Here is a 21098-nt window from a genome sequence, read left to right on the forward strand (position 1 = left end):
TTTTAATTTAAAAAAGTTAAACAAAAATAAGCATTTTCGTCAAAATATACATGTATAAAGTAAAATTAATAAAGATAAAAGAGTGCATCACAAATATTAAAGCGATCTAAAAGCAACTTTTTTAGAACGTAATACCAAATAAACTGTACCGTCAAATGAACGAGTTTATATGTTGTATCGTATAATTCATTTGGTATAATACTAGCAAATTGGTACGATCATTTTCAAATTGACTTATTTTTAAATTTTCAAATCAACAACATTGTTACAATAGTACATTGAACAATTGCTACATTGGTAAATTAACGTACTTTTGCAATCAGATTACAAGATAATGAGACAAGATAATTTTAAAATGGTTGCCAAAACTTTACATGGTTTTGAAGACTTATTGGAAGACGAGCTAAAAAGACTCGGCGCAATGGACATCCGAAAAGGAACGCGTAATGTTACTTTTAGAGGAGACAAAGGTTTTATGTACAAAGCAAATTTGTGCTTGCGTACGGCAATTAAAATCTTAAAGCCAATAAAGTATTTTAAAATTAAAAATGAGCAAGATTTATACGATCAAGTGTATAATATGCATTGGGACAAGTATTTGACGCACGAACAAACGTTTGCCATTGATGCAACAGTGGCTTCGGAACAATTTACACATTCACAGTTTATTGCCTTAAAAACAAAAGATGCTATTGCAGATAAGTTTCGTAATACACAAGGCAAAAGACCGAATGTAGATATTAAGTTTCCAACCTTGCGCATTCATGTACACATTCAAAATAATGATTGTAGTATTTCGCTAGACAGTTCGGGCGGTTCATTGCACAAACGTGGTTATAAAACGGCGACGAATATTGCACCCATTAATGAAGTATTGGCAGCAGGTTTGGTAATGCTTTCTGGTTGGGATGGACAAAGCGACTTGCTCGATCCGATGTGTGGAAGTGGTACTATTGCTATTGAAGCTGCAATGATTGCGTGTAACATTCCACCAAATATCAACAGAAAAGAATTTGGCTTTGAGAAATGGCAAGATTGGGATGTGGATTTGTTTGAAAAAATAGAAGAATCGGCATTAAAGAAGATTCGTGAATTTCATCATGATATTTACGGATATGACAAAGCTCCTTCGGCAGTTCAGAAAGCAAAAGATAATGTTAGAAACGCAAATTTAGAAGATTATATCAAAATTCGTCGAGCAGATTTCTTTGAAACGAAGAAAGAAACTGAAGGAAAGTTGCATATTTTATTCAATCCGCCATACGGAGAACGTTTACATATCGATATGGAAAACTTTTATGCCGATATAGGAGATACGTTAAAACAAGGGTATTCAGCTACTGATGCTTGGTTTATTACCTCGAATTTAGAAGCGTTGAAATTTGTAGGTTTGCGTCCTTCGCGTAAAATAAAAGTATTCAACGGAAAGCTGGAATCACGTTTGGTAAAGTATGAAATGTATGCAGGAAGCAAAAAAGCCAAGTTTCAAAAGAAAAATACAGACGATTAAAATAGACAAGAGATGAAACCAAAAACAAAAGCATTGCTATTTAATTTTGTAGCGTTTATGTCGCTCTTTTTACTATTTCGTTTTACACTAGGCTATCTAATTCCTGTAAGCGGATTGTGGTTGTCTTTAATTTGTGCCGTAATTACCAGTGTGATTGTGCCTAAATTTGGTGTTGTCAACGAAGGTGGCAAGGAGAAAATAGTCATGAAAACTTTTTTTGATAACGGGCGAGAGGTGTAAAAATTATAAAATTAAACTAGCATCACATCTGTATTGATAGAGAATTATTCTTTTTAAGATGATTCATGAAAATTACTTCAACTTTTCTAAAAACTCAAACAGTTTGTTTTGAGCATCTTTTTTAGCTTTAGTGTCGCCTTCTGTAGTACCTCCAAATGCAAACGTATAGGTTTTCCCATTCACATTCATCTTTCCTGTTTTTATGTCTGAATTGATATCAGGATGTGTAGAAATTAAATGACCCGCATTTTCATACTGTATATTTTGAAAGTCATAGTTGAAATCAGTTGCTTTTATTCTTTCGGCTAACATATTTGCCATTGTTGCAGCTGGCCAAACTTTATCATCCAGTCCAGAAAAGAGTAAGATAGGACCGTTAATTTTTTCAACTTTAATGATTGCATTATCAACTTCGGTTGTCTTGGCTAAGCCATTTTTCCAGTACGGTAACGTTTCAATTGTATCTGTAGTATTTCCTTGAATTTTTTCCATGGAAACATACGGAATCGCTACTTCGTTGTATATCCAACTTGGTTTCACTTCATCAGCACTATAGGGAAGCACTGTGTTTGACCAACTTACCGAACTTGGTGCGTAGGCAACCACACCATATATGTCATCTGGAAATACCGTGGCAAGTACCAAAGCCAATTCTGCATTTCTGGAAGCGCCCATAACAATGATGTTATCCGCATCAACTTCTGGTTGAGTTGAAAGCCAATTGAGTGCTTTTTCAAAATATTCAAGATGTACTTCTTCTGCTAAAATTGGCAAACCATCTCGTTGTGTATATGGTAATGATAAACTGGTATATCCTTTTTTTGCAATCTGTTCAGCCCAATAATCGCCCCATTGTCCGCCACCAATGAGTATAACGGTTGGTTGCGATTGCGTATCATTTTTAGCATAATAATTTCCTTGGAAACCATCTTCCTGAATCGCTATTGGTTGAATTCCATCATACAATAAGTTATCTGCAATAAAATATCCAATAATTACTACGAGAATACTACTTATGATTACAATGTATTTTTTGTTGTTTTTCATCTTATGAATATTTTGGAAGGTTTCATTATACAGTATGTTGTTTAATGAGTGTATAGTAGAACGTAATTGTTACAGTAAGAATTTAAAATACGTTTTAATAAAGAAAAGTTTATCCATTTATTTCCGAATTCCCATTTCAGTAAACGCATGAAATGCACAAATCTTCATAGCAGATAAAGCTTCATTTTCACAATCTTTCCAGAGACATTGTTGCTTTGTAGTTCCACGAGATTGCTTTAGTAATTCTATTTTTAAACTTGTAGTATCAACTTCTGTCCAATTTTCATTAGATTCAAGTTTTACGAAAAATTGTACTTGATTTTTATCCCATTTGTCAAGTCGCCAATACGATTGATCAACCTTGTATTTATATAATATATACCAATTTTCAGAAGCTATCAACTCAAAATTAGCTTCAATAATGGTTCGTATAGACTGATCTACATAATATGCCTTATTTAATAGTGTCTTCAAAAGTGGGTCTTTTTTGTTTTCCAGCGTGTATGTTGCTTATGAGCGCTTTGATATTTTTTAAAACTGCATCATTTGGATCCAATGCCAATGCATTGTTTATAATTGCAATTGCTTCGTTATCTTGTTCATGAATGAGTAAATTCATAGCGTGATTTCCAAGCAAAACGGGATCGTCAGGTTTTCTTTTGATGGCTTCTGCCGAATAGAACAATGCTTTTTCAGTTTTATGTATGTGCATCGCTTCAAATGCGGCTTCTACAGGAATCGTATGATCATCCAATTCAATATGAAACGCTTTTTCCAACAATGCAAATGACAATTCATGATTTCGTAATCGTTGATGCACTTTTGCTAATAAAAGCATGCTTTGCCAATGATTTGGATAGATGTCTAAGCACTCATTAAAAGCAGTAATTGCAATTTCAAGTCTTTCTACTTCTTTTTTACCAATGCCTCTTCGACGAAATCCATCTGCATGAATTAAGCCTTCAATATTCGTCATTGCCAGTTCATATTGTGTATTAAACAACTTCAATTGATTCGCGTCTAAACCACTATTTTCTCCTGCATAATTAAACGGTTCATCACTTAGCAATGTACCATCTAGTAGCATTTCTATTTCTTTAGCAACAAGTTCTTTTTGATATTCAGAATACGGATTCAAAATTAAATTGGCACCTTTGGTAAGCGCAAATAAATCTTTTCCTTTCATTGCTAAATACGGGACTTCTTCTTTCATTTTTCTGTTATCAAAAATTCTGTTAGGTGCCGTAAAAACTGGAATGTATCCATTATCAAACGTTAATAAATTTACCAAGGTATCTTCTTTGAGTGTTTGATTTTCTTCTTCTACATAGTTTGATCCGTCGGTAATGACAAATAATTCATTCCATAACAATTTTACATAAAACCGTTCTCTGGCTTCCATGTCTGTAGCAGCTTCTAAAAACGTTTTTTCCAATTCGTTTTCAGGAAATGTAGTTTGTTTTTTCTTGCGTTTAAAAAAATCAAAAAATCCCATATACTATTTTTATAAATAACTCAACCATTTCTTTTCAGGATGTTTTTTCTTGTATAGCATGTATTTTAAACATGGATAATATAAGGCAGTAACAATAATAATCCAAGCTATATAAACTCCAAATAGGCCTGTTCCTTTAAATTCTACGGCCTCATTCATGTAATTTCTTAAACTGTAATACCCAATACTAGAGAGATGAATTACTGCAATATGTAAAAAGTAGAAGAATAGCGGTACTCTCCCGAATACAAGTAAAAAGTTGGTAAATTTATTTTTTACTCTTTCAAGTAGACTTAACATAATTAAACAAACGCCAATTGTAACTAATGTATAATGTAATGATGGTGGATATTTTGTAATTCTCAGGAATGAAACTAATGATTTGAAGAAAGGAAGTTGTCCGTTAAACCAAAAATCAGGATCTCCATATAGATTGAATGTTCTTAGTATAATAAAAAGTAATAACATTGATGAACCTGTAGTGAGTAAGTATTTTTGACGTTTTTCGGGTGTAAATGTTTTTACATAGAAATTCCCTAAACAATACCCTAAAATCATGATACCAAGCCAAGGGAACATTGGATAGTCAACTCTAAGGAAATGATCATCTACACCAATTTGAATTCCTCCATTTTGATGAAATAAACACCATAAGAAGTCTGAGAGTGTGTCACTATAATAAGCATTAGTTTGAATGTCTAATTTGAATACATTAATTAAATTATGTCCAGCGACAATGAGAATTCCTAAGACAATCATTGCATATTTTCTTAAATGTATTAAAGCTGCCATGACTACCATGCAGGCTCCTATTGCCCATATAACTTGAAAAACGACTATGTAGTATGTTACGTCCATACGCCATAAAAAGTTATTTAAGGAAACTTCTAAGAAAATTAACCAAAGTCCTCTAGTTAATAGAAAGATGGAAAGCTCTTTTTTAGTTTTTCTTTTTGATTGTAAATAAATGGATAATCCAGAAAGAAATACAAAAATGGGTGCACAGAAATGTGTTATATATCGCGTAAAGAATAAACCAGGCGTTGTAGTATTTAAATCCATTGGCCAACCTGCCGCTTGTATGTCTTGATAATAATCTCTTGTGTGATCTAAACACATGATTACCATAACGATTCCTCGTAATATATCTATGGATTCAATTCTTTTTGATTTTAACATTGTAAAGTAGTCTAATGATGTTTTTTAAAATTTTATTTTGCTACGAGTTTGACTCAACTTTTTCTTTCTTCCCATAAAATTTAACCAAAATCTTTCCGAAAATAAAGTAAAGAATTAGTACTGTAATTGTTCCAACTAAATAACCATTTTCCAACAATTCAGTATAGTGATAGTTGTAGCAAAATATACCAATTGCTACCACAAATTGCACAACAGCATAGGTAATATTTCCTTTTGGAGAATAGCCAAACATACCCAAAAAGTGCGTTTTTGTAAGTCCAAAAATTAGATGTGGAATGGCATTGGCTATCAATCCGCCAATAATGAAATCAATGAGATGCATTGTTGTTCGTTTATGTTTGTTCTTTACATTTGATTCGGGAAAATATTACTTGAACTTATTCTGTTCTTTCCGAACTCTAATTGGATATTCTGGTCGCTTAGGATATACTTTTTGGTTTTCCTTTAACTGCTTTAGTGCAATTTCAATTGCTTTTTCTAACTGCGGATCACGTCCTTGAATAACTAATTTCGGCAATTGATCAACTTCAATATCTGGTGCTACACCTTCGTTTTCTACAGAGTATCCGTTTTCATCCCAAAAAGCAATATTTGGAGCAGTTACAGCGCCGCCATCTATAAATTCTGGATAGCCTAAGATTCCAACCAATCCGCCCCAAGTACGTTTTCCAACAATCGTTCCCATGTTTTGCTTCTTAAAAGCCCAAGGAAGATAATCGCCACCTGAACCTGCTGCTTCGTTGACTAACATTACTTTTGGTCCGTCTATAGAAGCACTCGGCGTTCGTATATCGTTTCCATATCTGAAATTCCAACCAGATAGTTTTGATCTTTTTAAAATGTCTAAGTAATAATCCGCTAGCAATCCACCACCATTAAAACGTTCGTCAATAATGACTGCTTTTTTATTAGTTTGTGGAAAAAAGTAACGTTTGAAATATTCGTGTCCTTCTACGGAAGTATTTGGCACATATACATACGCAACTTGTCCATTGGTAGCTTCGTCTACTTTTTTGATATTACCTTCAACCCACGCACGATTTCGCAGCGAAATTTCACTAGACACAGGAACTACCTTGACTGTTCTACTATTGGAGCCATCTGCATTATTGCTCACTTCTAGTGTTACTATTTTACCGCTGGTATTTTCAAAGAAAGTATACAAGTTGTCAGTTGCAGTCACATTTTTCCCATTTACAGAAAGGATATAATCGCCAACAGCGACATTTACACCTGGCTCCGTTAGTGGAGAACGCAAGGCTGGATTCCAGTTTAATCCGCCATAAATTTTTGCAAATCGATATCTATTATTAGCAGTTTCATAATCTGCGCCAAGCAAACCACCACCAACAAATGGAGGAGAATTTAGTTGATCACCAGAAGATGCAAATCGATGATGACCAACGCCAATTTCACTAAACATCCATTGCATTACTCTGTACAAATCGTTTCTGTTGGTCACATGTTTTAAGAACGGCTTGTATTTCTTTTTCATTGCTTTCCAATCGATTCCGTGCATGCCAGGATCGTAAAAGTAATCACGATTTACGCGCCACGCTTCTTCAAAAATATTGTTCCATTCTTTTACAGGATCAATTTTTACTTGAATCGTAGAAGTATTCACAGGATTTTCCGTTTTTGAACCAACGGCAGTTACACCATATGCTCCATTTTTATAGTACAACATGTTCTTTCCATCACTTGAAAATTCAAAACTAGAAGCAGTTGTAACTTCGGTTGCTTTTTGGTCTTTTAAACTAAATTTATAGACAGATTGTGGATTGAAAAATCTTGCATGCGGAGCTCTGGATAAATAATAAAGTTGTCCTTCTTTGGCAATTTGTAAGTTGGAATAGTTTCCTGTAGGAATAGGAAGTGCTATGATTCTATTCTGAATGCCATCCCAATCAATACGCAAAGCTGTTTTTTCATCTTTTTTTGATGCTGTTTCACTTTTTTCAGCTTCTTCAATCACTTCAGCATCATTCTTTTTTGCTAATGGCGAAATGAGGTCTTTTTGCAACGTAATGAGGTAAATGGTATTGGAAGCTTCCATGTCTTGCGAAGAAAGATCAAACCAATTGAGTACAGGTCCAGCATCCGTAGAAGCCGTTAAGTAGATGTATTTTCCGCTTGGATCAAAAACCACTTCTGAGATGTTAGACAATCCGTCAGAAATAGGAAAAGATTTGTTTTGTTCAACACTATACACAAATGCTTTTTGGTAGTATGTTTCGGTAATTCGTGTATAAGTTATCCATTTTGAATCGTGTGACCATGAACCAAAAATACCTCTAAAAGCGCCAATTCCATATAACACATCAGATGAAATTTTTGTGCTTTTTTTAGAAGCAACATCTACTATGTAAAAACTTTTACTGTTATCAGTATAGCATATTTTTTTATTGTCAGGAGACCAATGTATGTCTGCATAGAAACCGTTTCCTTTTATTGAAATCTTTTCAACACTGTTGTCTTTTATGTTTTTTATGTGCAATTCATATTCTCCAGAAGCATCTGAAAAATAGGCAATGTGCTTTCCGTTTGGCGACCATTTCGGATACTTTTCGTGTACACCAACCGTTTCAGAAATATTGTTAGCATCTCCTTTTTTTACGGGAACTGTTACAATTTCGCCTCTAAAATCCATTACTAATCTTTTTCCAGAAGGAGAAATAGCTACCGAACGAATGTATTGATCTCCTGAAACAAAACGAGGTCGGAGTTCTAATAAATCAGTTGCGATACCAATTGTAAGTTTTGTTTTTTTCTTTTCAACAGGATTATACGTGTGTACATAACCTGCTTGTTCGTAGATTAATTCAGTATTGTTTGATGAAATTGCCAATACAGGAAAATCGTCATAAAATGTATGTTGTGTTACCTGTTTTGTGTTTTTATTGTATGAATAGATATTGAATTCTCCATTACGATCCGATCGAAAATATACCGTGTTTCCAATCCATTTTGGATCTGTATCATTACTTCCTGTTGCTGGTTTTGGAATTTCGTCTACTTCATGTGTTTTTACATCATAGATCCAAATTTTTCCTTGTCGTCCACCACGATAATTTTTCCATTGTGTATGCGCACTTCCAAAAGGTGTATAGGCTATATATTTTGCATCTGGCGAATAGGAAGCACTGTGAGCCGTTGGAAGCGGTAATTTTTTAACAGGTCCGCCATTGATATTAATTGTATATAATTGTCTGTAATGATATACATGACTGTTTCTTCGGGAAGAGAAAAGAATGTTTTGTCCCGATTCGTCAAAACTTCTAACGATGTCCGTATATGGATGCCAAGTCAATCGTTTTGGAACGCCACCATTTACATCAATGATAAAAACGTCTATGTTTCCGTCATATTCAGCGCTGAAAGCAATTTTGGAACCATCAGGCGAAAAGACAGGATTTGATTCTATGCCTTCATCAATAGTAAGTCTAATAGGATTTGAGCCGTTTCTATTGGCAACCCATAAATCTTCTGCATAGATAAAAGCAATGTTGTTTTTACTAATGGCAGGATTTGTCATTAAGCGCGTATCTTTTACATCTTGTGCCGTAATTGTTCCTGTAAAGAATAGAAATAAAATAGCAATAAGGAAATTGGTGGTTGGTTGGTAAGATTTCATTGGTAAGTAGTAATTATTTTTTGATTGAATTTTTTTACGATAAGTGAAGATACTAAAAATACCATCGTAACAATGCGTTGGTATTGGTAGATATATGTTAAATAAACACAAAAAGTCACCTTTAGTAAGATGACTTTTGAATTTTTTGCGATAAATTATTTTTAAAATAGGTTAGTAGTAACCATCCAACATTTTGACAGTTTTTTGCAAATTTCGCCACTTTTCATAAGTGCGTTGCTCACTTCTGTCCAGCGATAAGTATTCGTAACAACCTTTTAAAAGTGGTTCTATACGATTACTGTTTTTTGACTCTAGCTTTGTTGTAAATAATTGTTTTGTCGTACAACTATAATTGAATTAAAAACGTAGTTTCCTTATTTTTCTTCTTCTTCGGTAGCTTCTTCTTTCTTCTTTTTCGCTTTTTTATAGATTGGAATTGAATAAGTTATGGTGTAATTGAATCCTGCACCAACATTACTGTCTGTAGTAACTTTATTAAACCCTGGAATAAATAAATTTTGAAAATTATCAGGTTCTTTAGTGCTTATGAGTCTATTTAAGCGTACGCTAAATCCTAAATAGATATTGTTGTACAATTCTACTTTTATGCCAGCAACTGCTTCAATCCAGTGTGCATTCAAACTTGAAAACTCAGTGCCTGACACAAATTCTAAATTATCAGGATTTTCCAAATGTGTATCATTTAAATAAATTCGATAACTATTCAAGGTTTGCTTGTGCGAACTGTATCCGTAACGCAAACCTGCAAAAATTGAATTTTGCATTCCAAACCAGTTTTCATACGCGTTAAAGTCAAAACCTACTTTTATGTAACTTCCTTCGGTAGTAAAGTTTAGCTGATCATCGTCAACCGTTTTTTTCTCATTACCCAATTCGGCAGCGAGATAAAACTTCTTCGTAATTCTAAAATCAGCGACAACTTCGAGTCCTTGATAATCTTTTTCAAGCAGCATTCGTATCGGTTTGCTCAAATCTAGTCCAATGCGAAGTCCGTAACTGTCTTTGCTTGGTGCAATGGTATCTTTGACAACTACTTCTGCTTCATCTTTAACAATTGTTAAATCTTCCGAACCTTCTTGCGCGTAACTCATGCTACATAGCAAAAATGCGAGTATACTAGTGATATATCTTAACATGCGCAATAGTTTCATCGTTAATAGTAAATTGTGTAATGGCGATTCCCGTTGTAGGATTGATCCAATTGTCTGTATCAGAAGTAACTACAACGCCAGTTCCTGCATCATCTAAGCGGTAATTGGTAGCATATCCACAAGCTCTCGAAAGAAAAACTTCCGAAGTTTCATAGTTAAAAGTAATAAGATCAGAATTTCCAATATTGTCGTCCTCATATTCTGAGAAAAAACGATAGGTTGTATTATTTTCTTGAGTTCGTAAAGGAATAGAAATGGTACTTACTGTCGCTGCACTGGTTTGAATCGGCGATAGCGAATTCGGATCTAAATTCGGAGTTAACGATTCTACAAATAGATTCGTCACATTTTTTGCCACATCTTCGCCTGTAGTAGTGCTAATTTCAGCATCAAAAAACTCTATTACTAATCTTGGAGTTGTTGGTGTTCCTTCTGCACAGATGTCATCTTTTTCGCATGAAAACGACAACATGACTGCGATAAACATCAAACATGGTATTCCTATATAAGATATTTTCTTCATATATATTTTAATTTCTCTTTTCTAAAAGTACAACATTTTCAATATGATGCGTTTGTGGAAACATATCAACGGCTTGTACTTTGGTTACTTTGTATGTAGCATCCATTAGTGCCAAATCGCGTGCTTGCGTTGCACTATTACAACTTACATACACTACTTTTTTGGGTGCAATATTTAAAATTTGTTGTACCACATCCGCGTGCATTCCGTCACGTGGCGGATCTGTAATGATGACATCAGGCGTTCCGTGTGCTGCAATAAATTCTGCATTGAAAACCTTTTTCATATCGCCCACAAAGAATTCTGTATTGGTAATATTATTAAATGCAGCATTTTCTTTGGCAGCTTCAATTGCTTCTGGAACCGACTCGACACCGACAACTTTTTTCGCTTTTTTAGATACAAATTGTGCAATAGTTCCTGTTCCTGTATACAAATCGTATACCAATTCATCGCCTGCTAAACCTGCAAAATCACGTGTAATTTTATACAATTCGTATGCTTGATCAGAATTTGTTTGATAAAAAGATTTGGCATTAATCTTAAACTTCAAACCTTCCATTTCTTCAAAAATATGATCGCGTCCGTTGTAGCAAATCACTTCCTGATCGTAAATCGTATCGTTTCCTTTTCCGTTAATTACATACAATAACGCGGTAATTTCAGGAAACGTTTCTTGAACGTAATTTAATAGTAATTCACGTTTTTCTTTGTCTTCTTTGTAAAATTGAATCAACACCATTACTTCGCCAATAGAAGAAGTTCTAATCATCAACGTACGCAACAATCCAGTTTGATGGCGCGTATTAAAAAAAGCAATGTCATTTTTAGTGGCAAACTCCTTAATCGTATTTCTGATTGCGTTAGAAGGATCAGCTTGTAAGTGACATTTTTTTACATCTAAAATTTTGTCCCACATGCCAGGAATATGAAAACCGAGTGCATTTCTGTCACCTAAATCTTCATCAGAATCAACTTCTTCCTGCGTCAACCAACGACTATCTGAAAACGAGAATTCCATTTTATTACGGTAGAAATACTGTTCGGCACTTCCTAAAATTGGTGTCAATTCAGGCAATTCAACCTTTCCAATGCGTGTTAAGTTGTTGAGTACTTCTTTCTGCTTATAAAATAATTGATGTTCGTACGCCATATGTTGCCATTTGCAACCGCCACAAGTGCCAAAATGCTGACACACAGGTTCCGTACGTTTATCTGAATACGAGTGAAACTTTACAGCTTTCCCTTCGTAAAATGATTTTCGCTTCTTATACGTTTGAATATCTACCACATCGCCAGGTACGGCATTTGGTAAAAATATTACATTTCCATCTTCAGTTTTAGCGACTGTTTTTCCTTTCGTAGCCGTATCAACTACAGTTACGTTTTCAAACAATTTCTTACGATTCTTTCTTCCCATGCGGCAAAAATAACAATAGCGGTAAATATATATATAATTTATGGGGTCAATATTTAAAAAAGTGTGAAAAAATTCATCAATTCTATTTGCGCTAGTAAGAAAATATAATATTTTATTTGAATGCATTTTAATAAAATGTATATTTGTTCTATGTATAGCAAAGAATTAACAAAAGGAATCTTATTGCCTATCATTATGAAGTTGTTGTCAAATGGCGAAAAAATGTATGGTTATGAAATCTCTCAAAAAGTAAAAGAACTTACTTCAGGTAAAATTGACATTAGTGAAGGCGCATTGTATCCTATTCTACATAAGTTAGAGCATCAAGGTGTTCTGGAAACTGAAAAGGTGTACATCGGGAAACGTGTTCGAAAGTATTATGAAGTAACGAATTCAGGTAAAAAAGTTATTGCAGAAAAAACAGCCGAAATCAATGACTTCATAGAAACATTGCGCTTAATTTTTAATCCTAAAACACTCACAACATGAATTTGACAGCAGCACAGATTGAATTCATTTCTAACAGTTTGACGTTTCACGGTTTAGAAAATGAAGCTATCAAAGAAGATATAGTAGATCATATTTGTTCTACTATTGAAGCATCTCATCATATCAATTTTGAATTAGCTTATGAGGAAGCGATTCAAAAACTAGGCGGATATTACAATATTAAAGAATTACAGAAAGAGACAAAACAATTGTTACATTCCAAAACCATCATACGTATAAAAAGAGGAACGTTTCTAGCTGGATTCGGAATGATAGTATTTTTTGCAATCGGACTAATATTTAAAATGTTTCATTGGCCTTTTGCAAATATTGCTTTGCTACTAGGTTTGTCTGTTTTTCTTTTTGCCTATTGTCCACTGATAATTTATACAAAATACAAACAATCTATATTTAATTATCAATCTTAATACGAACATTAAAAATCAAAAACAATGAAAAACGCAGTGTATGTAATAGGTTTTTTAACCTTTTTTATTTTAGGAATAGGAATCATGTTTGAATTCTTTCAATGGCCATTTTCAGGAAGACTCATGATGTTAGGCTTTGTACTGTTAAACTTTGCTTTCTTACCTACATTTTTTTACAAATTGTACAAAATGCAAAAACTAGCATAAAACGCTTGAAATAGTATAGATAGATCAGACCACTTTACATTGTAAGGTGGTTTTTTGGTAAAACAACCTTTGGAATTGCATTCCAATAATCTTTCCTGTATTTTTAAAGAAATATGTAAAACGTATATGAATATACCTGACTTACCCGTAGAATATTTCAAAATTTTAGCAGAACAAGCAGTTTTTATAAGTGCTTTTTTAGGAGGTATTTCTGCAACAATCTTAGTGACATTTATCATTACAAACAATGACAAAAAAGTATTTAAATACATGATGCTGTTTGCCGCTATTGCAGCAGTTTCCTTTATTGTAGCCATTTTCGGAATGACCAAAATACAATTGCTACTTGCGCCAGATTCTCCATACGAACATATAAAAGCGCAGTTAGTATTCCCGCGAGTTGTTGGTGGATTGAGCTTTTATTCAGGAATCAATTCGTTATTGGTTGTCATAAGTCTATCAGGTTGGTTGCGATCAAAACGATTGGGAATCATTACTACAATTTTAGGAGTTATAGCAATAGTTTTAACTTTTTCATTAACTTAATTTTTAGTACATAAAAGTATGCAAACTATTGTAAACGATTTAAAACTAATCATCATTGGAACGTTACTAATAATGTTCGATTTTTACTATTCTTCAACGACTAATGGAACGGGGTTTAAAATAGATATAATTAACGATGTTATTGGTGCCTTCATGATATATATCGCTACAACACGAATGTCAAAGATTGAAATGAAAAACTTTACGTATTATAGGCTGATGAGTTTTGTGAATATAGCAACTATGGTATTAATATTCGTATCTATATATGATTTTTTTATATTTAATGAACCTACATTTATGACACTTATCATACAATGTCTTGGTATAATTACAACTATTGGAGTTTTATTTTTTTTTGCTGCAATGACCTATTTTACGGAAGAAAAACTATTAGAAAGTTCCTTTGAAAAAATGAAAATAGCTAGAAATTTAATTTTCTGGATATATGTATTACCAACATTTTTACTTGCGATACCAATTTTTGGAAATTTACTTTTTAAAAGTAGTGCATTCAGTTTTCACTATGATGGCGGATGGGGAATTTTAATATTGATACTTTTCATTTTTGTTCCAATATTTTATGGTTTGTACGCCATTCTAGTAACAAGAAGAGAACTTAGAAATAAATACAATCTTTAATTAATTCTAAGTCAGTGCTCGTTTATAACGAGTGCTAGCTAAACTTTCTCATCAAATCTTCAACTACAGTTTCTGTATTTTTATAACGATTCTGCTTATCTAAAATAGTTGCAGACACTTTTCGTACGCTACAATCTGCAATCGGACAACGTTCACAAGTTACACCAACTTCTTTGGTTTCAATAGCTAGATCTTCCAAAAAAGAAATCTTTCGTTTCAACTGTTTATTAATGAGCAATCCAACGCTAATACTTCTGTAATGTCCTTCCTTAAACGGATCTTTTGTTGCCGATGAAAGTACCAAATAACGCATATGATCGTCTGGATAATGTGAAATTTGCAGATCGAATACGTGTTCTTGATCGTTTTGTGCAATCGTTTCCAATACATGCAACGAAACCCAACGACGACAATAATGTTCGTTTGTTTCATTGGCATGTGGCGAATGTTGATGTGATAAATGCAGCTCTTTTTTCAAGTGAAATCTATCAGAATTGGCTTTGTGTGTAAAGCGTAAAAAGAATAAATTCTGAATATTAAAATCTTTCGGAAGAATATTGGTCAAACGCTGATAAAACGATTCTGGCGATGCATTAAAACTGTCAATCAACTGTAAATATGTTTCTATTTGAAACGTTTTTTGCTGAAACAACGCAGTTAATGTTGAGGTCAATGAAGCTCTCGGAATCATCAAAGCACCGGCAAAATACGAAGCATAAAAATTGTGTAATACCTGATCAAAATTATCAAACTTAATCCATGAAAAAGTGTACAATCGATCTTCAATTTCTAAAAAATTATACGCCAATTCCTTTGCATAAATAAACGTACGTTGCGCATCATCAATATGATTAGCGAGCAACAACGTTTTCGTTTTCGGAACAAAAATAGAGCGCAAATTTCCCAATTCATGATGTTTGGATAACTCGTCATCATTAATTGTATACTGAAACTCTTCAACCAAAATCTCTTTCAACTCTTCAGACGAAATTCGCTGAGTCAAATCAACTTGATACGTTTTAGAAAATTCCAACACACGTTGCTCCAACTCGTCAAAATAATTATGATTTGCTTCTTGAAACGAACGTAAAGAAGCCAAATAAAAACTCTCTCTGCTAAAACTATAATGTTGTGCAATTTCAATAATCGTACTAATAAAAGCATTTACTTTTACAGGTGCGTTGGCAACAATGTCAATCAATGTACTTTCTTGAATACCAAACAATTCTAGTGGAATTTCCTTTAAAATTTTCGACTGTAAAATTTCGCCAACTGGTGCTAAATTCTTATCCAATTTCAACGAAACTAACTGATCGTACGGAACATCTAACTTTTCAGAAAGCAAGACAATCTTATCCGTTTTTGGAAATTTTTTCCCCTTTTCAATTTCATTCAAATAGGATTTTGACAAACCCGAAAGTTTCGACAAACCAAACAAGGATAATTTTCGTTCAGTCCGTAGTTGCTTGAGTTTTAAGCCAAAAATCAATTTGATGTATTCTTCTTCCATAACAGCAAATATAGTATAATTTGCGAACTTCTAATTTTAAGCGAACAAAAATAATTTAGCGAACGTTCGCTAAATTCAAAAAAAAGTTTTAATATTGTTACATCAAAAATTATGAGTCATGCAAGAAACCGTTTTACAACAATCAAAAATTCAGTTCGCTAACGAAGTGAAGAATTACTATCCAGAAATTTTAACTGACGAAGCACTAGCTTTTATAACAGTATTACATGAAAAGTTCAATGCCAAACGAATTGAATTATTAAAAAGGCGGGAAATGCAACAAACTATTTTTGACAAAGGCAAGTTTCCTGAATTTCCAAGAGAAACAAAAGAACTTAGAGAAAGTGAATGGAAAGCCAATAGCATTCCACACGATTTGCAAGACAGACGCGTTGAAATTACAGGTCCAGTAGATCGTAAAATGATCATAAACGCACTCAATTCTGGCGCAAAAACTTTTATGGCAGATTTAGAAGATAGCAATTCGCCAAGTTGGGAAAATACCATTGAAGGGCAACAAAACTTGTTAGATGCCAATAAAAAGACGATTGCTCTTCATGATGCAAAACGCAACAAATCGTACAAATTAAAAGATAAAACAGCCGTTTTGTTAGTGCGTCCAAGAGGTTTGCATCTAAACGAACGTCATATTTTAATCAACGACGAAGAAACATCTGGAAGTTTGGTCGATTTTGGATTGTATGTATTTCACAATACAAAAATAATGTTGGAACACAGCACCGCACCTTATTTCTATCTGCCAAAATTAGAACACTATTTAGAAGCACGTTGGTGGAATGAAGTTTTTACGTTTGCACAAACGTACTTAAAAGTTCCAAACGGAACGTTTAAAGCCACGGTTTTAGTAGAAACTATCACGGCAAGTTTTCAATTGGATGAAATTATTTTTGAACTCAAAAATCATATTGTTGGTTTAAATTGTGGTCGTTGGGATTACATTTTTTCATACATCAAAAAGTTTAGAAACCATCCAAATTTTGTGGTGCCCAACAGAGATCAAGTAACGATGACAACACCGTTTATGGATGCGTATTCCAAATTGGTCATTCAGCGTTGTCACAAACGCGGAATCTTGGCAATTGGTGGAATGGCGGCACAAATTCCTATTAAAAATGACGCGTTCGCGAATGCACAAGCGCTGGAAAAAGTGAGAAAAGACAAAGAACGCGAAGTCAAAAATGGACACGATGGTACGTGGGTTGCTCATCCTGCATTGGTGGAAGTTGCGCTGAATGAATTCAACAAACACATGCCAACTGCCAATCAATTACATGTCACTAGAAATGATATCAATATCACTGAAAAAGACTTGGTAGAAGTTCCCAAAGGAACGGTTACAGAAAGCGGAATTCGTAAAAATATAAACGTTGGAATTCTATACATTGAAGCGTGGTTGCGTGGTTTTGGCGCGGTGGCTTTATACAATTTAATGGAAGATGCCGCTACTGCAGAAATATCTCGGACACAAGTATGGCAATGGCTGAAAAATGAAGTCATTTTGGAAGATGGACGCCAATTTAATGAAACGCTTTTCAGAGATATTTTTGATGATGAAATTGAAAAAATCATCACAGAAGTAGGAGAAGACAAACTGCCAGAAACAAAATTCAAACTGGCAATATCACTATTTGAAAAGCTCGTCACAGCAAGTGAATTTGAAGAATTTTTAACGCTTCCTGCGTATTTACATATATAAAAAAAACAATCCTGCGATTGCGGCAACAATCAACAGGATCTAATTATTAATAAAAATAACGTATCACAAAATTATGAAAACTCAAGACAGAATTCAAGCATTAGTTACAGATTGGACAACAAATCCTCGTTGGAAAGGAATTGAACGACCATATACAGCTGCCGAAGTTGTAAAATTACAAGGTTCGTATCAACTCGATCATAGCATTGCACGCTTAGGCGCAGAAAAACTATGGCAAAAACTAAACAATCAAGATTTTGTTGCTGGTTTAGGTGCTTTAACGGGAAACCAAGCTGTGCAAGAAGTGGAAGCTGGTTTGGAAGCCATTTACTTAAGCGGTTGGCAAGTGGCAGCAGATGCAAACTTAGCTGGCGAAATGTATCCTGATCAATCTTTATATCCTGCGAATAGTGTACCGCAAGTGGTAAAACGAATCAACAATGCTTTGTTGCGTCGCGATCAAATTCAATGTGTCAATGAAGCTGAAAACAAACTGGATTATTTAGTGCCAATTGTTGCAGATGCAGAAGCTGGTTTTGGAGGAAATTTAAATGCTTTTGAATTAATGAAAGCCATGATTGAAGCTGGCGCGTCAGGAGTACACTTTGAAGATCAATTAAGCTCTGCAAAAAAATGTGGTCACTTAGGTGGAAAAGTATTAGTGCCAACGCAAGAAGCGATTAACAAATTGGTAGCGGCGCGTTTGGCAACGGATGTTATGGGCGTTCCAACGTTAATTATTGCACGAACAGATGCGGATGCTGCAAACTTATTGACCAGTGATATTGATGGAAGAGATACAAAATTCATTACAGGCGAACGTACTAATGAAGGATTTTTCCATGTAAACAATGGAATCAAACAAGGAATTGCACGCGGATTAAGTTACGCACCATTTGCAGATTTAATTTGGATGGAAACATCAAATCCTGATTTGGACTATGCACGTGAATTTGCAGCAGCGATTCATGCGCAATTTCCAGGAAAAATGTTAGCATACAACTGTTCGCCATCATTTAATTGGGCAGCGAAATTGAGTGTTGCCGAAATGGAAACCTTCCGAGAAGAACTTGCCGCAATGGGATACAAATTTCAATTTATAACCTTAGCTGGATTCCATGCCTTAAACACAAGTATGTTTGAATTGTCAAAAGCATACAAAGAACGTGGAATGGCAGGATATTCTGAATTGCAAGAACGCGAATTTGCTTTGCAAAAAGATGGTTTCAATGCTGTAAAACACCAAGGTTTTGTAGGAACAACCTATTTCGATGCGGTACAAAATACTGTAACGGCTGGCGCTTCAAGCACTGTTGCTATGAAAGACAGTACGGAAGTCGCTCAGTTTTAATGAAACTCAACTTTGTGAAGTTCTACGAACTCACACAAAGTTGTTAGTTGAATTAAATCCCGTGGTATCACAGGATCTTGATTATTTAATTTTTTCGATAAAAACCGTTTCATCTGCCATAATGAAGCGGTTTTGTGTTTTTTATAAATTGAAAGATTGAAGGATTCTAAAGCTAGCGAAAGTTTACAACTCAACAAACAAGCTCAAATAATTCGTGTATTCGTGACAAAAACCAATTTTAAATGTAAAAATGTTTTTGAATAACAAATAAGGAATAACGAATAACGAACAGAAAAAACCTGTATTGAGATATGAGAATTGAGTATTGAGAAATATTCCGAACAATCAACGAATTACTTAACCTTTACAACTTCGAGTGAAATTTCCCGAGAAATTTTGTATCGAGAAGTACCAAAAAAAGTTGATATTTTAAATGCTAAATGTTGAACGCTGAATGTTAAATTAAAAAGTACAATTTAACCCAAGACCCAAGACCCAAGACCCAAGACCCAAAGACCCAAAGACCAAAAATAAATATTCGTGTATTCGTGACAAAAACCAATTTTAAATGCCAAATTAAAAACGGTACAATTTAAGTTAAGCAACTCAACAACTTAACAACTCCACAACTTCACAACTTCACAAGAACAAAGAGTAAAATTATAAATGTTGAATGCTGAATTTTAAATTAAAAAGTACAATTTAACCTAAAACCTAAAACCTAAAACCTAAAACCCAAAACCCAAAATCCAAGATCCAAGATCCAAGACCCAATAACAAAGACCCAAAATCCATTCTCGTATCTTTAAAAATAAATTTTTCTATTAAAATGAACCTTTTCCACTTTTTCACGTCTCTATTATAGGCGGAAGTTTTTTATGCATAAAAAAAATCACATATCAGATGCAACTCTTGTAACACAATACAAAGCTGGCGACAAAAAAGCATTAGCACTTTTGGTAAAGCGTTTTCATAAAACATTTTGCAAGCATGCGTATTGGACTGTAAAAGATACCGAAGTTGCCAAAGATATTGCACAAGACAGTTGGAAATTGATTATAGATAAAGTGACTACTTTACAAGATGCTGAACGTTTTAAAAGTTGGGCATTGCGCATTGTGCATCGAAAAGCAATCGATTACACACGTACAATTGCTAAACAACAGCAACAACAAAGTGATTACACGGTAACCAAATCGATTCGTGATATTCCGTCTACAGATACAACGCTGGCAAAGCAACAATTGAAGCAAGCAATTACAAAGTTGTCTGTAAGTCAACAACAAATAATTCGGCTGTTTTATGTAGATGCATATTCTTTAAAAGAAATTTCAAACACTTTACGAATATCTGTCGGAACAGTAAAATCACGTTTGTATCACGCACGAGAACAATTAAAAAAACAATTAAAAAAATAGAAATTATGAGCACATTAGAAGATATTGATACGTTAATTAAAGAAACATTAACCGAAGAAGAATCAAAATTTTATGACGAATTAGACGAGCAAGGTCTTTTTGGATCTATCGGAAGTATTTTTAAAGGAAAATTAGGATGGTTAGCCGTCATTATGAATATCGTAAATCTAGGCGTTTTTGGATTCATGATTTATTGCTTCATTCAATTTTTTAACGTGACCGAAACAAACGAACTGATACAATGGGGATTGGGAATTGTCATAAGTGCCATGTTTATGTCCATGATAAAATTATACGCTTGGATGCAAATGGACAAACGTGCCATTTTACGAGAAATGAAACGATTAGAGTTACAAGTATCGTCATTAGCGGCTAAAATATCAGAGCAGTGATAATTGGTAAGTGAGTTGTGAGTTCTTTTCTGAATCATCAAATACAAAATAATGAAGTTAGAAAATAGAATAGAGCGACAAGATATTGAGGTTGAATCTTTAGTTAAAAGTTAATAAACAAAGTAACAGATTAACAACTCACAATTGACAAATCCAC

The 21098-nt window shown here is 34.0% G+C and carries 21 protein-coding genes; 11 read left to right on the forward strand and 10 right to left on the reverse strand.

The window, feature by feature from the left end; genetic code table 11:
- The first annotated feature begins 334 nt into the window (after window positions 1-334).
- Complete coding sequence (locus AA089_RS14115) at window positions 335-1510, forward strand: THUMP domain-containing class I SAM-dependent RNA methyltransferase (RefSeq protein ID WP_046757618.1); 1176 nt, start codon at window positions 335-337, stop codon at window positions 1508-1510.
- Window positions 1511-1522: 12 nt separating this feature from the next.
- Window positions 1523-1750 (forward strand): hypothetical protein, encoded by a 228-nt coding sequence (locus tag AA089_RS14120; protein WP_046757619.1) that lies wholly within the window; start codon window positions 1523-1525, stop codon window positions 1748-1750.
- A gap of 72 nt (window positions 1751-1822) precedes the next feature.
- Here the strand turns inward: AA089_RS14120 and AA089_RS14125 are convergent, their stop codons facing one another.
- From AA089_RS14125 to rlmD, 9 genes are all read right to left on the reverse strand, one after another.
- Window positions 1823-2797 carry an acyl-CoA thioester hydrolase/BAAT C-terminal domain-containing protein gene (locus AA089_RS14125; protein ID WP_046757620.1) on the reverse strand — a complete coding sequence of 325 codons (975 nt, stop codon included), beginning with the start codon at window positions 2795-2797 and terminating at the stop codon, window positions 1823-1825.
- A 117-nt stretch (window positions 2798-2914) separates the two neighbouring features.
- Window positions 2915-3271 (reverse strand): hypothetical protein, encoded by a 357-nt coding sequence (locus tag AA089_RS14130; protein WP_046757621.1) that lies wholly within the window; start codon window positions 3269-3271, stop codon window positions 2915-2917.
- The gene (locus AA089_RS14135) at window positions 3252-4292 is read right to left on the reverse strand and encodes an SseB family protein (RefSeq protein WP_046757622.1); all 1041 of its coding nucleotides are present in this window, start codon (window positions 4290-4292) and stop codon (window positions 3252-3254) included. The genes AA089_RS14130 and AA089_RS14135 overlap by 20 nt, the downstream gene beginning before the upstream one ends.
- Before the next feature lie 9 nt (window positions 4293-4301).
- Window positions 4302-5471, reverse strand: coding sequence for a DUF1624 domain-containing protein (locus AA089_RS14140; RefSeq protein ID WP_046757623.1), 1170 nt, complete (start codon window positions 5469-5471; stop codon window positions 4302-4304).
- Between the two features lie 40 nt (window positions 5472-5511).
- A complete protein-coding gene (locus AA089_RS14145) occupies window positions 5512-5814 on the reverse strand; it encodes a hypothetical protein (protein WP_046757624.1) in 303 nt (100 codons plus the stop codon).
- 45 nt (window positions 5815-5859) lie between these two features.
- A complete protein-coding gene (locus tag AA089_RS14150) occupies window positions 5860-9126 on the reverse strand; it encodes a S41 family peptidase (RefSeq protein WP_053002443.1) in 3267 nt (1088 codons plus the stop codon).
- 374 nt (window positions 9127-9500) lie between these two features.
- The gene (locus tag AA089_RS14155; RefSeq protein WP_046757625.1) at window positions 9501-10283 is read right to left on the reverse strand and encodes a DUF6048 family protein; all 783 of its coding nucleotides are present in this window, start codon (window positions 10281-10283) and stop codon (window positions 9501-9503) included.
- Window positions 10264-10821 carry a DUF6452 family protein gene (locus AA089_RS14160; RefSeq protein WP_156169026.1) on the reverse strand — a complete coding sequence of 186 codons (558 nt, stop codon included), beginning with the start codon at window positions 10819-10821 and terminating at the stop codon, window positions 10264-10266. The genes AA089_RS14155 and AA089_RS14160 overlap by 20 nt, the downstream gene beginning before the upstream one ends.
- Window positions 10822-10828: 7 nt before the next feature.
- Entirely contained in the window at window positions 10829-12241 is a 1413-nt protein-coding gene (rlmD, locus tag AA089_RS14165; RefSeq protein WP_046757626.1) for a 23S rRNA (uracil(1939)-C(5))-methyltransferase RlmD, read from the reverse strand.
- Window positions 12242-12391: 150 nt separating this feature from the next.
- On the opposite strand from rlmD, the gene AA089_RS14170 reads away from it, so the two are divergent.
- The 5 genes from AA089_RS14170 (at window position 12392) to AA089_RS14190 (ending at window position 14553) form a co-directional block, all read left to right on the forward strand.
- Complete coding sequence (locus tag AA089_RS14170; RefSeq protein WP_046757683.1) at window positions 12392-12730, forward strand: PadR family transcriptional regulator; 339 nt, start codon at window positions 12392-12394, stop codon at window positions 12728-12730.
- On the forward strand, window positions 12727-13158 hold the full coding sequence (locus AA089_RS14175; protein ID WP_046757627.1) for a hypothetical protein: 432 nt from the start codon (window positions 12727-12729) through the stop codon (window positions 13156-13158). Before AA089_RS14170 ends, AA089_RS14175 begins: the two co-directional genes overlap by 4 nt.
- Window positions 13159-13182: 24 nt before the next feature.
- On the forward strand, window positions 13183-13365 hold the full coding sequence (locus AA089_RS14180; protein WP_046757628.1) for a hypothetical protein: 183 nt from the start codon (window positions 13183-13185) through the stop codon (window positions 13363-13365).
- Window positions 13366-13491: 126 nt separating this feature from the next.
- Window positions 13492-13911, forward strand: a complete 420-nt coding sequence (locus tag AA089_RS14185) for a hypothetical protein (protein WP_046757629.1) — start codon at window positions 13492-13494, stop codon at window positions 13909-13911.
- 18 nt (window positions 13912-13929) lie between these two features.
- Window positions 13930-14553: a hypothetical protein gene (locus tag AA089_RS14190; protein ID WP_046757630.1), complete on the forward strand. Its 624-nt coding sequence runs from the start codon at window positions 13930-13932 to the stop codon at window positions 14551-14553.
- A 34-nt stretch (window positions 14554-14587) separates the two neighbouring features.
- Here the strand turns inward: AA089_RS14190 and AA089_RS14195 are convergent, their stop codons facing one another.
- Window positions 14588-16063 carry a helix-turn-helix domain-containing protein gene (locus AA089_RS14195; protein WP_046757631.1) on the reverse strand — a complete coding sequence of 492 codons (1476 nt, stop codon included), beginning with the start codon at window positions 16061-16063 and terminating at the stop codon, window positions 14588-14590.
- A gap of 118 nt (window positions 16064-16181) precedes the next feature.
- Between AA089_RS14195 and aceB the strand changes: the two genes are divergently transcribed.
- From aceB to AA089_RS14215, 4 genes are all read left to right on the forward strand, one after another.
- Window positions 16182-17780, forward strand: a complete 1599-nt coding sequence (gene aceB / locus AA089_RS14200) for a malate synthase A (protein WP_046757632.1) — start codon at window positions 16182-16184, stop codon at window positions 17778-17780.
- Between the two features lie 73 nt (window positions 17781-17853).
- Window positions 17854-19131, forward strand: coding sequence for an isocitrate lyase (gene aceA / locus AA089_RS14205; protein WP_046757633.1), 1278 nt, complete (start codon window positions 17854-17856; stop codon window positions 19129-19131).
- Window positions 19132-20009: 878 nt separating this feature from the next.
- Entirely contained in the window at window positions 20010-20549 is a 540-nt protein-coding gene (locus AA089_RS14210) for an RNA polymerase sigma factor (protein WP_046757634.1), read from the forward strand.
- 5 nt (window positions 20550-20554) lie between these two features.
- Window positions 20555-20941 (forward strand): DUF6768 family protein, encoded by a 387-nt coding sequence (locus tag AA089_RS14215; RefSeq protein ID WP_046757635.1) that lies wholly within the window; start codon window positions 20555-20557, stop codon window positions 20939-20941.
- The last annotated feature ends 157 nt before the right edge of the window (window positions 20942-21098 follow it).

This window comes from Kordia jejudonensis, assembly GCF_001005315.1.
GTDB classification, from domain to species: Bacteria; Bacteroidota; Bacteroidia; order Flavobacteriales; family Flavobacteriaceae; genus Kordia; species Kordia jejudonensis.

Coding starts and splice junctions, on each gene's coding strand:
- AA089_RS14115 (WP_046757618.1), top strand. CDS start 335: ATGAGACAAGATAATTTTAAAATGGTTGCCAAAACTTTACATGGTTTT.
- AA089_RS14120 (WP_046757619.1), top strand. CDS start 1,523: ATGAAACCAAAAACAAAAGCATTGCTATTTAATTTTGTAGCGTTTATG.
- AA089_RS14125 (WP_046757620.1), bottom strand. CDS start 2,797: ATGAAAAACAACAAAAAATACATTGTAATCATAAGTAGTATTCTCGTA.
- AA089_RS14135 (WP_046757622.1), bottom strand. CDS start 4,292: ATGGGATTTTTTGATTTTTTTAAACGCAAGAAAAAACAAACTACATTT.
- AA089_RS14140 (WP_046757623.1), bottom strand. CDS start 5,471: ATGTTAAAATCAAAAAGAATTGAATCCATAGATATATTACGAGGAATC.
- AA089_RS14145 (WP_046757624.1), bottom strand. CDS start 5,814: ATGCATCTCATTGATTTCATTATTGGCGGATTGATAGCCAATGCCATT.
- AA089_RS14150 (WP_053002443.1), bottom strand. CDS start 9,126: ATGAAATCTTACCAACCAACCACCAATTTCCTTATTGCTATTTTATTT.
- AA089_RS14155 (WP_046757625.1), bottom strand. CDS start 10,283: ATGTTAAGATATATCACTAGTATACTCGCATTTTTGCTATGTAGCATG.
- AA089_RS14160 (WP_156169026.1), bottom strand. CDS start 10,821: ATGAAGAAAATATCTTATATAGGAATACCATGTTTGATGTTTATCGCA.
- rlmD (WP_046757626.1), bottom strand. CDS start 12,241: ATGGGAAGAAAGAATCGTAAGAAATTGTTTGAAAACGTAACTGTAGTT.
- AA089_RS14170 (WP_046757683.1), top strand. CDS start 12,392: ATGTATAGCAAAGAATTAACAAAAGGAATCTTATTGCCTATCATTATG.
- AA089_RS14175 (WP_046757627.1), top strand. CDS start 12,727: ATGAATTTGACAGCAGCACAGATTGAATTCATTTCTAACAGTTTGACG.
- AA089_RS14180 (WP_046757628.1), top strand. CDS start 13,183: ATGAAAAACGCAGTGTATGTAATAGGTTTTTTAACCTTTTTTATTTTA.
- AA089_RS14185 (WP_046757629.1), top strand. CDS start 13,492: ATGAATATACCTGACTTACCCGTAGAATATTTCAAAATTTTAGCAGAA.
- AA089_RS14190 (WP_046757630.1), top strand. CDS start 13,930: ATGCAAACTATTGTAAACGATTTAAAACTAATCATCATTGGAACGTTA.
- AA089_RS14195 (WP_046757631.1), bottom strand. CDS start 16,063: ATGGAAGAAGAATACATCAAATTGATTTTTGGCTTAAAACTCAAGCAA.
- aceB (WP_046757632.1), top strand. CDS start 16,182: ATGCAAGAAACCGTTTTACAACAATCAAAAATTCAGTTCGCTAACGAA.
- aceA (WP_046757633.1), top strand. CDS start 17,854: ATGAAAACTCAAGACAGAATTCAAGCATTAGTTACAGATTGGACAACA.
- AA089_RS14210 (WP_046757634.1), top strand. CDS start 20,010: ATGCATAAAAAAAATCACATATCAGATGCAACTCTTGTAACACAATAC.
- AA089_RS14215 (WP_046757635.1), top strand. CDS start 20,555: ATGAGCACATTAGAAGATATTGATACGTTAATTAAAGAAACATTAACC.